The following is a 10,947-nucleotide window of genomic DNA, read 5'->3' on the forward strand; positions in this document are numbered from 1 at the left end:
TCGCCGTTGCAACGCGCAAACGGCCCGGACAAGTGCCCGGGCCGCTTAGTTAATTCCGACCGGCCGCTTAGTGCAGAGCTACCGCTGCGGTGGGCTCCGGAATTTCGCCAATGGTGTGGCGCTCAATCCAGCCCCCGCCCAGCACGTCCTGCCCATCGTAGAATACGGCGGCCTGACCGGGCGTCACGGCGTGCACGGCCTCCTCGAAGTACACGTAAATTTTGTCGCCCTTCTGCTCCAGAAACGCCGGGGAACCATCGTGGTTGTAGCGAATTTTGGTGGTGCTCGGTACTAGGCCGCGGCCTTCCAGGGAAGCGTATTTACCCATATTGAGCTTGCCCACTACCGTGCGGGTGCTGGCCAGATCATCGAAGTTGCCGAGTACCACGCGGTTGGTGTCGGGGTCAATAGCCGTTACGTAGGCCGGGAAACCCAGCGCCACGCCCAGGCCCTTGCGCTGCCCGATAGTGTAGAACGGGTAGCCCTCATGCTTGCCCACCACGGTGCCGTCGCGCAGCACAAACTCCCCCCCGGCCACGCGCTCCTCCAGGCCCGGCACCCGGCGGCGCAGGAAGCCCCGGTAGTCATTGTCGGGAATAAAGCAGATTTCGTAGCTCTCGGGCTTGTTTACCAGCTCAGTAAAGCCCCGCTCCCGGGCAAAGTCGTAGATGGCCGTTTTGCGCAACTGCCCTAGTGGAAACAGCGTGCGGGCCAGGCTTTCCTGGGTTACGCCCCAGAGGGCATAGCTCTGGTCCTTGTTATCATCGAGGCCCTTGCTGATAACGTAGCGGCTGTTTTCCTGGCGCACCTGGGCGTAGTGGCCGGTAGCAATGAACTCGCAGCCCAGCTGATCGGCCCGGCGCAGCAGGGCATCCCACTTGATGTGGGTATTGCAGAGCACGCAGGGGTTGGGGGTGCGCCCGGCCAGGTACTCCTCGGTGAAGTTGCTGATGACGAAGTCGCCGAATTCGTCCCGGATGTCGATGATGTAGTGCGGGAAGCCCAGCTCCACGGCAATCTGGCGGGCGTCGTTGATGCTGTCGAGGGAGCAGCAGCCGGTTTCTTTCTTGCTGCCGCCCGCCGAGGCGTAGTCCCAGGTTTTCATGGTCATCCCCACCACCTCATACCCCTGCTCGTGCAGCATCACGGCTGCCACGGAGCTGTCGATGCCGCCGCTCATGGCCACCAGCACCCGTCCTTTCGTTGTATTCATACGTGAATCAAATTGCGCCCGAAGCGTGAAAGGTTCCGGCCGAATGCGCAAAGATACGAAAGCGGGACGGGTGGATGGTTACATGAGGGAATAGGTGAGTTGATGCACTATAAGGCCCTGCCATCAAAAAGCCTTGTCATGCTGAGCAGAGCGAAGGATCTTCTTCCACATGAACCAGCCGTTGCAGCGGGAGAAGATCCTTCGCTTCGCTCAGCATGACAGACGTATGCACCTTACACCTATCTGCCCACTCAACAATTCACGCAGAAGTCCCGATTATTGCAGCGGCAACGGCGGTAGCGTCGGGGCTGTTTTCCGCCTTTCGTTTCTCTTCTTATGGCTTTGTTACTTCCCGTGATGGTGCGCGGCATCAATAACCTCTCCGACGCCCGTTACTGCGCCGGCATGGGGGCTGATTCGCTCACATTTCGCCTCGACCCCGCTTTTGCCGATTATCTGACGCCGCAGGCCATGCAGGAGCTCAGCGGCTGGGTGGCCGGCGTGCAGCTCATTGGCGAGTTTGATACGCTGCCCGTGGCTGAAATTAACGCCCTGGTGGCGCAATGTGGGCTGCAGGCCGTGCTACTGCACCGCCGCCGCCCCGCCGAGGAGCTGGCCCAGCTAACCGTGCCCGCCCTGAAGCTGATCAACTGGATTCCGGACATGATGCCCGAGGACGTGGACCTGCGTTTCCGGGAGCAGGCCCCGTACTACCAGGGCTTCGTGCTGGCTACTCCGCCTTCCCCCCTGCCCAACGCGGCGGCCATGCTGCGCCTCACCGAGCAAGCCCGCACGTACAGCATCTGGCTGGGGGCTGGTTTCGCCCCTGAAACCCTACGTACCCTGGCCGATACCGTCCGGCCTGCGGGCATTGTGCTGCAAGGCGGCGACGAAATCAAGCCCGGCCTGCGCGACTTCGATGAAATGGAAGCCGTGTTTGAGCAGCTAGAAGAGGAATAACCGCCTGCATTTAGCTACAGGGCACCTGCCGCCGCTTGGTAGTGCCGGGCGGCGGCAGGTGCCCCGCTTAAAGCTACGCCATTACCGTTAGCGTAGAGAGAAAGGGAGCAGTGAGCCACTCCGGTCCGTTCAGGGTCAGCAGGGCGGCAGCCTGGGGTAGCGGCAGGCTTTTGGTGAACAGCCGCCAGGCCAGCGGGGCCGGCAACTCTATGGTGGCGGTGGCGGCAGCCCCGGGCAGATGCCCCAGCCTCCAGCCAGCTTCTTCCCGCCGCAGTTCCCAGTGCCCCTGCCCGGTAACCGCCACCCGCAGCAGCGTGCCGACGGGGGCGGCAACCTCCCGGTAGTGGTGAGGCAGTGCTTGCAGGCAGGTTTCCAGAAACGGCCGGTACAGCCCTACTTGCAGCAGGGCATCTTGCTGCCCCACTGCCTGCCGGATTTGCTGTTGATGATGCCATTTTTCGGTGTACTCGCGGGCTATGTGGAAATGGTTGGTAGAATGCTCCTCCCCGGCCCAAGCCACCGAAAAAGCCGCCGGTGCGGCCGGATTCAGGTGGTGTAGCAAGGCCGTGTACTGCGGGCCGGCGTATTCTAGCAACCCAATCAGCACGGCCGGGCTGAGCCGCCGCCCGGCCTCCACCCAGCTTTTATTGAGCTGGTTGAGGTAGGTTACCACATCCGCATACGCACCGCTGGCGGGGCCGGCACCAACAAAATGCCCGTCCCGCAGCATGGATACGCTGCGTAAGCTGCCATCCAGCAAGTGCAGCGCCACATCATGCACCGTCCAGCCCCAGCCCCGCCAGGGCCGCTGCCAATCAGTGGAGTTTAGGCTGCGCAGTACTTCCAGCAGGCGGTTATCCAGTTCCGGGAAGAGCGGTAGAGTTTGAGGTATAGCAACCGGCTCCATCAGGCAGGTTATTTGCGGGCCAAGTATAGCAGAAAGGGCGCAGCCTGCATTGGCTGCGCCCTTTCTGCTGCTTTCCAGGCGGCTACCGAGTTTAGCTTACCCGAAACTGCAGGTATTTGATAGGAACGCCCAAGGTGCGGTATTTGCGCTCAAAGGTGGTTTGGATGTCCTCGGCGTGGGGCAGCAATTCGGGCGTGGCGTAGAGGTCCTTGGTGTGGGCCACCACGGTAGCACCGAGACGCTGCTGCACGGTTTCCAGGGAGTAGTCGAACAGGTCCTCGTTGTCGGTTTTGAGGTGAATCAGGCCGCCGGAGCGCAGAATCTGCTGGTACAAATCCAGGAAGCGCGGGGCGGTGAGGCGGCGCTTAATGTCCCGGTCGCGGGGGCGCGGGTCGGGGAAGGTAATCCAGATTTCGTGCAACTCGCCGGGGGCAAAGTGGGTGAGCAGGTCGTGGGCGCGGGTGCGGATAAAGCCCACGTTTTTCAGGCCCAACGCTTCGGCCCGGGTGCTGCCCCGCCAGATTCTTTCGCCCTTGATATCCAGCCCCAGAAAGTTGCGCTCCGGGTACCGCTCGGCCAGGCCCACCGTGTACTCGCCCTTGCCGCAGCCTACTTCCAGGGTAATCGGGTGTGGGTGGTAAAAGAACTCCTGGTGCCAGCGGCCGCCGAGCTGCTGATAGGTGGCTTTACCGGGTTCTACTACATCGGGCCGTTCGGCATTATCGGCAAAGCGCTTCAGTTTTACGCGACTCACTGGGTTGGTTTTTCGTGGTTGGTTTTTGGTTGTTCGTTGCTCGATTTCAGTGGTTGGAAGCCGTTGATGCGTTCTGCCACCAACGAAAAACCAACAACCAAAAACGAACAACGACTTTACAGCTCCTCAATTTCCGCCACCACAAAGGTACTGCCCCCGATGAAGACTACATCATCGGGCTGAGCGGCAGCGCGGGCAGCCGCCACGGCCTGGGACACCGGGCCGTGCACGGCTCCAAACAAGCCGACCGCCGCAGCTTTGGCCGCCAGCTCATCGGCCGACAAAGCCCGCGGAATAGTGGCCTGGCAAAAATAATACGTAGCCTCCCGGGGCAGCAGGCTCAGCATCTTACTCACATCCTTGTCCTGCACCACCCCCAGCACAACGTGCAGCCGCCGGTACGGTAGCCGCGCCAGCTGTTCGGTTATGAAACGGATGCCCGCCTCGTTATGCCCCGTGTCGCAGATTACCAGCGGCTGGAGGCCCAGTATCGTCCAGCGGCCCTTGAAACCGGTCAGTGCCCGCACGTCGCGCAGGCCGCGGCGCAGGGCCTGCTCGCTGATGTGGTAGCCCTGGCGGCGCAGCTCTTCCACGGTAGCCAGCACGCCGGGCAGGTTCAGACGCTGGTAGTCGCCTACTAAGCCCAGTTCCACATCATCCACGTAGGCCGCGTTGTTGTGCAGCACGCGCAGGTGCTGGGTGGGCTCGTCGGGAGCCGGCTGCTGTGCTAGCTCCACACGAAACCGCGCATCGGCAAATAGCAGCGGGGCACCTTCCGCTTCCGCTTTCAGCCGGAATACGTCGGCTACTGCGGGCTGGGTCTGGCTGATGATGGCGGGCACGCCGGGCTTGATGATGCCGGCTTTTTCGGCCGCAATGAGCGGCAGCGTCTCGCCCAGCAGGTTCTGGTGGTCGAGGCTGATGTTGGTGATGAGCGAAACCAGCGGGCGGATGATGTTGGTGGAGTCCAGCCGGCCGCCCAGGCCCACTTCCACTACGGCCACGTCAACCTGTTGCTGGGCAAAGTAATCAAAGCACAACGCCACGCACATCTCAAAAAACGAGGGCTGCACCTCATCAAACAGTCCGCGCCACTTTGCCACCCACTGCACCAGGTAATCGGGGTCCAGGTCCTGACCGTTTACTTTGATGCGCTCCGTGAATTCCTTGAGGTGGGGAGAGGTGTAGAGGCCCACCTTATAGCCCGCCGCTTGCAACACCGCGGCCAGCATGTTCGAGGAGCTGCCCTTGCCGTTGGTACCGGCCACATGCACGCAGCGCAGCTGCCGCTCGGGGTTACCCATGGCCGCTGCCAGCTCCTCCGTGCGCTGCAACCCCGGCTTGTACCCCGCCTCGCCCACCCGCTGAAACATGGGCAGCTGCTGGTAGAGAAAGTCGAGGGTTTGCTGGTAGGTCATGAGGGGTAGCAATGGGCAGACTACAAAGGTAGCAACTCCACCACTGGCAGACATGCCCTGAAAAGCAACATGCCACCCTGTGGCCAGGGTGGCGTGTTGTTACTGCGTTTCGAGCAAGCCTACCGCACCGTGAAGCGGAACGTGTAGAAGCCGGTGGCTCCGCCCTCGGCCGAGCTGGTGCGCCGGAACTCTACCTTCTCCAAGGCATCCCGGCACAACCTGTCCTGGGCCGGTGATACGTTGCCGGAAACCTTGGTTACGGCTTCTACCTCACCGTCGGCGTTGATTTTGATTTTGTAGCGCACGAAGCCGGAGTTATTATCAACCCCCGCCACATCCGGTTTGCTGACCACGGCCCAGCCGGCCATTTCCAGGCCGCCGCTGCCGGGGCTGGTGCCGCGGCCGCCGCTGCCCGGCTCGCCGGAGTAGGCCGTGCCACCGTAGGTGCCGCGCGGGTCGCCTTTGTCGCCCACGGTGCCGGGGTTGTCGCCGTTGTTGTTGCCGGTGGGCGCGTTGCTGGTGCCGTTCACGCCGTTGCCGCCGCCCGCGTTGCTGTTGGCCCGGGGCGTGAATACGGCGCGCTGGTCAACCTTGGGTTTGGGGGGCGTGGGCTTCACTTCCTCCCGGGGCGGGGCGGGTTTTTCAGCGGGCGGAGCCGTTACGGGGCTTTCCTCGGCCTCACTGGTGACTACGCGCGTCTCGCTGGGCGGCGTGGGGTCGGGTTGGGCGGTGGGCTGGGGCGGCGTGGGGTCGGGCTGGGCGGCGGGCGGGCGGCTGTCTTCCCGGTTCTGCGACTCGTTGGCCGGCGCCTGACTCTGAATGTCGCCGGAGCCTACCTCATCCACCCCGTAGTTCAGTTCCACCCCGTCGCCACCCAGGGCTTCCAGCGGCGGATCGGGGCCCTTGAACACGGTAAAGATGAATAGCGCCGCCAGAACCGCGTGCAGGGCCACGGTGCCAATCAGGGCCTCGCGCCGGTGTTCTTCCCGATAGTCAGTTGCCATGTTGTTGTTAGTGTAAGGGCGCGGCCTCAAGGCGGTATCCTGTTCCGGTAAACCGGACGCCCCGCTCCGCAAGGCGGTAGACGGGGCGTATGCTATAATCCTGAACGACAAAACGACCGTTCCTGGTTCAGGGACGTGGGGCCGGCTACTTGCTGGCGGCCTGCTGGGCCTGAGTGGCCATAACCATCTTAATCTTGAGCCGGTTGCCGATTTCGAGAATGTCCACCAGCTTCTGCACGTTCAGGGAAGCATCTACCCGCAGCACGGCCGTGGGGCTTTCCAGGCCCTGGGTGCGGCGCTGCAGCTCAGCTTCCAGCTGCTGGGCCGTGGTAGGCTGGCGGTCAATGAAGTACGAGCCGCCAGCATCCACGGAGATGGTAATGGGCTGCTTCATCATCTGCTTGCTGCTTTTGGCACTGGGCAGCATGAGCTTGATGATGTTAGGGTTCACCATCGTCGACACAATCAGGAAGAACAGCATCAGGAAGAACATGATGTCGTTCATCGAGCTGGTCTCGACGTGGGAGGAAAGCTTACGACGCCGGCTGAGGTCCATTGCGGTGAAATTGTGAAAGGTGAAGTTGTGAAGGGTAAAAGTGCCGAATGAGCCGAGAATCGATTCACAACTTCACCTTTCACAAGTTCACCTCTAGTTGTCCTGAAGAATGTCCATGAACTCGATGGCCGAGTTTTCCATGCGGAACACCATGCGTTCCACCATGATGCTGAGCCAGTGGTAGCCGACGTGGGCAATGATACCCACGATGAGGCCCGCCGCCGAGGTCACCATTTTGGTGTACAGACCGCCCGAAATCTGGGCAATACCAAAGTCGCCGGTGGAGCTAATGGCGTAGAAAATCTTGATTACCCCGATGATGGTACCCACGAAACCGAGCATGGGGGCCACGCCCGCAATAATGCCCAGCACGTTGATATTCTTTTCAAGGCGGGCAATTTCAATCTTGCCCACGTTTTCCACGCTGGTTTCGATTTCCTTGAGCGGCAGGCCAATCCGGCGGATACCTTTCTCAATCATGCGGGCCAGCGGCGTGGAGTTTTGGGCGCACAGCATCTTGGCCCCCTGCAAATCACCCTTTACCATCAGGTTGCGGATGCCGGGCATGAACGACTCGGGCACCGCTCCCGCTTTGCGGATAGTGATGTAGCGCTCCAGAATGATGTAAATGGAAATAAACGAGAGCAAAAACAACGGCACCATAATCCAGCCCCCGGCCAGAATCAGGTCGATGAGCGAGAGGCCGGGCGCGGCAGCTGCCGCGGCGTTGGCAGCCGTAGCAGCGGAGTCAGCAGCGGCGGCGGGCGTAGCGGCGGGGGCCGCGTCGCCAACCTGGAGTTGCAGCAGCAAGGAAAGCAGGTGCGTCATGCGGGAGAGAAAGTGAGAAGCAAAAGAAAAGCTAAAACACCAGGACCTTAATTAGGTAGCCCTGAGTATTTTAGCTTTTCACAAATGCGTAGTAGTACGTCAAGTGGGAGGTTAGTAATTTTTGATCCACAAGTCGCCAAGGCGCTTGCGCAGAATGCTGGCCTGGCGGTCGGCCGAAGCGCGGTCTGGATAGTCGGCGGCCGACAGCATATACTGGCGGCTACCGGCAGCCGGCAGAATCACGCGGGCCGGGTGCCCCAACCGCACCAGTGCCTGCCGACCCTTCTCGGCATTGGCGAGACTGGTGTAGGAACCGGCTACGATGTAATAACGACCCGTGCGGCTTTTAATTGTCGAAGAAGCGGCTCCATTGGTTGCATTGGTGGCGGCAGCTTTTTCCCAGCCCGGCGCTTTAGCGGCCGGCTTGGCGGCTGCTTTGCCTTTTACGGTTTGCACCGCTGGCTTAACAATTGGCTTAACCACGACCGTAGCTACTACGGCGGGGCGGCTCACGACAACTGGCGTGGCGGCCGGAGCTGTAGCCACTGCCGCGGCGGCTGGCTCGGGGGCCACGCTGGGCGTGGGGGTAGCAGTTAGCTCCGACGAAGGGTTGGCCAAAGTGGCCTGCTGGCTACGTACCGGGGGTGCCACCACCTCCGCGGCCGGAGCTGTGGCCGTTACGGCCGGCAGCGGCAGGCGCAGCTGCTCGGGCAGGTAGCCGAACATATCGGCGAAGAAGTAATTGGCTGATAGTACCAGCCCGGCAATAACCACGGTGCCTACCGTGCGGAAAGCGCGGGCCACTTTTTTCGAGCGGGATGCGGCCAGCAAGGGTGCCGGAGTAGGGCGCTCCCGGGCCAGCAGGGCGTCCGTAGCGCGCACGGGGCGCGACACGAGCTCGGGCAAACCGAAGCTGGAACTCAACAGGTTCTGGCCGCCGGCATACTCAAACTCCAGGCCCCGACCGGGGGTGCGGCGGAAAACGCCTACCCCGTTCAGCTCGGTGCGCGCACCGCTTTCCAGCTCCTGCTCCATGCGCAGCACTGCCTCGCGCACCAACTGGCGGGCCTGGGCGGTGCTAATGCTGAGTTGGGCGCTCAGGGCATCTACCAGCAACCCGTCGTTGCGGGTGAGCGACTGGTTGAAGGCTACGCGCTTGGCCGGCGGAGCCAGCGTGTGCCGCACCGGGTGAATTTGGGCGGGCGCATAGTCAGCAATCAGGCCACCAAAATCAGGAATAATGACGCAGTCATGGTCCCGTAGCAAGGTGCGGATATGGTCAGAAAGCATTCGGTTGCGGGTACTGGTACAGAAAAAACGCCGGGCGGAAAACAGCTAAAACACCCCGCATCCTGAGCACAGCGAAGGACCTTGCCCCGCTTTCACAACCAATCTGGTTATGCGTTCAGGCGGGGCAAGGTCCTTCGCTGTGCTCAGGATGACAGATGATTAGCTGGTTGGTTCCGCATTAAATCAGCGCCGAATTAAAAGTCATACGTTACGCCAGCCAGCACGTTGATTCCCTTCACCGGATAGTTCAGGAACCGCTCATACTTGCGGCCAATGAGGTTGTTGCCTAAAGCAAAGATGCTCAGATTTTCCATAATCCGGTAATCAGCCCGCAGATTCAGGTCGATTACCGAGTCGGTGGGGCGCACAACATAGCGGTAGCCGGATTCGGGAATGGGCGAAGAGGGAGTACCGACCCGACCCGTGCCGTAGCTGGAGCTGTAGGTGTAGAGCTCACCCCCCACCAGCAGCTTGTTGTAGAAGTTGTAGGAGCCAAATAGTACACCCTGGAAGGCCGGACGATGGAAGGCTTCGGCCAGCGTCTTCACGTTGTAGCCGTTATAATCGGCCTTGAAACCCAGGCGAAATTGCTCGGCGGCGTTGTAGATGATTTCGCCGTGCACGTTGACCAGCTGGGTGGCTTTGGGGTCGTACACCAAGTCGAACTTGCTGGAGTCGCGGCGGGAGTTGTTGTAGAAGTACAGGTTCCGGTCGTTACTCAGCGTAACCCGGGCGTTCAACTCCAGAGCCCGGGCCGGCGCGGCCTGGAACCCGAAGTATACCGTGGGTCCGCGACGGGTATCGGCCACGCGCACGTTGGGAGCCAGCCAGGGGTTTTCGGTGGTCAGGTCGTACATCGTTACGCGCTGAATAGCGCCGCCCAAGCCCGCGTACACCACGAACTTGTCCTCCGTGACCGTGTATCCCGCCCGCACAGCCGGATACACATTGAACTGCCGGGCGTTGCCGATGGTGTCGCCGGTATAGCCCAGCGTGGCCCCCACCGAGACGGCCAGCCGGTCCAGGGTCAGCTCGTAGGCGGGCGTTACCTGCACGAAGGGTCGGCTCACGGTGAGCGAGTCCTTGTGGGAGATGAACGAGACGTCGCCGTTCACGCTTACGCGGCTGGTTTCGCCCAGCTTGTAGCCGGAGCGCAGGGTGGCGTACACGTTGCTTTCCCGGGCGTTGTAGAAGTCAGACCAGTAGTTGAAGCCCAGGCCCAAGTCGTACTGGAAAGCCGCGTCCTTGGCTCGGTTGCGGGCATACACCTTGATGGCTGCGCGTTTGAACACCTGCTTGATGCTGTCGGCTTTGGGCAGCTCACGCAGCACATTGCTATTGTAGCCGTAGAAGTTGTACCGCTCCCGGCCCACGTCCACCTTCGCGCCCAGCACCAGCGGGCCTTGGTAGGTTTCGCCGTTCAGGCCCAAGCTGGTCTGGCTCTGGCCGGAGTTGCGGCGGTCCACCGGGCCGTTGGCCGACGAGAGGTGCTTGAAGTCGAGGCCGTAGCTGCCGGCTTCGGAGCGGGTGTTGTGCAGGTAGGCCCGGCCGTAGGCGGTGCCGTAGTTGCCCAGGGCCGCCTTCAGGTAGTTACCGGTGAGGGGGGCCAACTCCTCCTGGCGGATGGTGAGTACCCGCACCGAGGGATTCAGCTTATCGGCGGGCAGGCGGAAATCGGAGAAGGAGTAGTTGACGGGCTCGGTGGATTTGGCCGGGGCCTCAATCTTTACTTTTTCGAAGTTGCGGGTGGCCTCGGGCAGCTCGTTCACCCGCTCCTTTACAATCTCAATTTCCGCGTCCTCAATCTTGCCGCGCGTCTTCTGTGCCCAGGAATCAGTACCGTGGGCGGTGGCAGTCAGCAGGGCCGCAGCGGCCAGCAGTTTCGACGAATTTGTCATTCTATCTGGGAAACTCAAGTAAGGAGAAAAGCTGGGGTCTAGGCCTGTAAGCTGCTGGCAGCCTCTCTCCTATTACTCAGGGTTTATTTCTTATTATCAACCAATTATTGCGCTTTGCC

10 protein-coding genes are annotated in these 10,947 nt (G+C 61.4%); 1 reads left to right on the top strand and 9 read right to left on the bottom strand.

Annotation, left to right across the window (positions count from 1 at the left end; genetic code table 11):
• Positions 1-67 precede the first annotated feature (67 nt).
• Positions 68-1,213, bottom strand: coding sequence for a tRNA 2-thiouridine(34) synthase MnmA (gene mnmA, locus ABIB60_RS00805; protein WP_354577039.1), 1,146 nt, complete (start codon positions 1,211-1,213; stop codon positions 68-70).
• Positions 1,214-1,549: 336 nt separating this feature from the next.
• Between mnmA and ABIB60_RS00810 the strand changes: the two genes are divergently transcribed.
• A complete protein-coding gene (locus ABIB60_RS00810) occupies positions 1,550-2,173 on the top strand; it encodes a beta/alpha barrel domain-containing protein (protein WP_354577040.1) in 624 nt (207 codons plus the stop codon).
• Positions 2,174-2,246: 73 nt separating this feature from the next.
• Here the strand turns inward: ABIB60_RS00810 and ABIB60_RS00815 are convergent, their stop codons facing one another.
• The 8 genes from ABIB60_RS00815 to ABIB60_RS00850 form a co-directional block, all read right to left on the bottom strand.
• Positions 2,247-3,080: a maleylpyruvate isomerase N-terminal domain-containing protein gene (locus ABIB60_RS00815; protein WP_354577042.1), complete on the bottom strand. Its 834-nt coding sequence runs from the start codon at positions 3,078-3,080 to the stop codon at positions 2,247-2,249.
• 91 nt (positions 3,081-3,171) lie between these two features.
• Complete coding sequence (trmB, locus tag ABIB60_RS00820; protein ID WP_354577043.1) at positions 3,172-3,834, bottom strand: tRNA (guanosine(46)-N7)-methyltransferase TrmB; 663 nt, start codon at positions 3,832-3,834, stop codon at positions 3,172-3,174.
• Positions 3,835-3,950: 116 nt separating this feature from the next.
• Positions 3,951-5,252: a bifunctional folylpolyglutamate synthase/dihydrofolate synthase gene (locus ABIB60_RS00825; RefSeq protein ID WP_354577044.1), complete on the bottom strand. Its 1,302-nt coding sequence runs from the start codon at positions 5,250-5,252 to the stop codon at positions 3,951-3,953.
• A 119-nt stretch (positions 5,253-5,371) separates the two neighbouring features.
• On the bottom strand, positions 5,372-6,256 hold the full coding sequence (locus ABIB60_RS00830; RefSeq protein WP_354577045.1) for a hypothetical protein: 885 nt from the start codon (positions 6,254-6,256) through the stop codon (positions 5,372-5,374).
• Between the two features lie 145 nt (positions 6,257-6,401).
• The gene (locus ABIB60_RS00835; protein WP_315997610.1) at positions 6,402-6,812 is read right to left on the bottom strand and encodes an ExbD/TolR family protein; all 411 of its coding nucleotides are present in this window, start codon (positions 6,810-6,812) and stop codon (positions 6,402-6,404) included.
• A gap of 93 nt (positions 6,813-6,905) precedes the next feature.
• Positions 6,906-7,640, bottom strand: coding sequence for a MotA/TolQ/ExbB proton channel family protein (locus tag ABIB60_RS00840; RefSeq protein WP_315997611.1), 735 nt, complete (start codon positions 7,638-7,640; stop codon positions 6,906-6,908).
• Between the two features lie 111 nt (positions 7,641-7,751).
• Positions 7,752-8,930, bottom strand: a complete 1,179-nt coding sequence (locus ABIB60_RS00845; RefSeq protein ID WP_354577047.1) for an HU domain-containing protein — start codon at positions 8,928-8,930, stop codon at positions 7,752-7,754.
• A 194-nt stretch (positions 8,931-9,124) separates the two neighbouring features.
• The gene (locus tag ABIB60_RS00850; RefSeq protein ID WP_354577048.1) at positions 9,125-10,828 is read right to left on the bottom strand and encodes a TonB-dependent receptor; all 1,704 of its coding nucleotides are present in this window, start codon (positions 10,826-10,828) and stop codon (positions 9,125-9,127) included.
• Positions 10,829-10,947 lie beyond the last annotated feature (119 nt).

This window comes from Hymenobacter sp. UYP22 (assembly GCF_040547285.1).
Lineage (GTDB): Bacteria > Bacteroidota > Bacteroidia > Cytophagales > Hymenobacteraceae > Hymenobacter.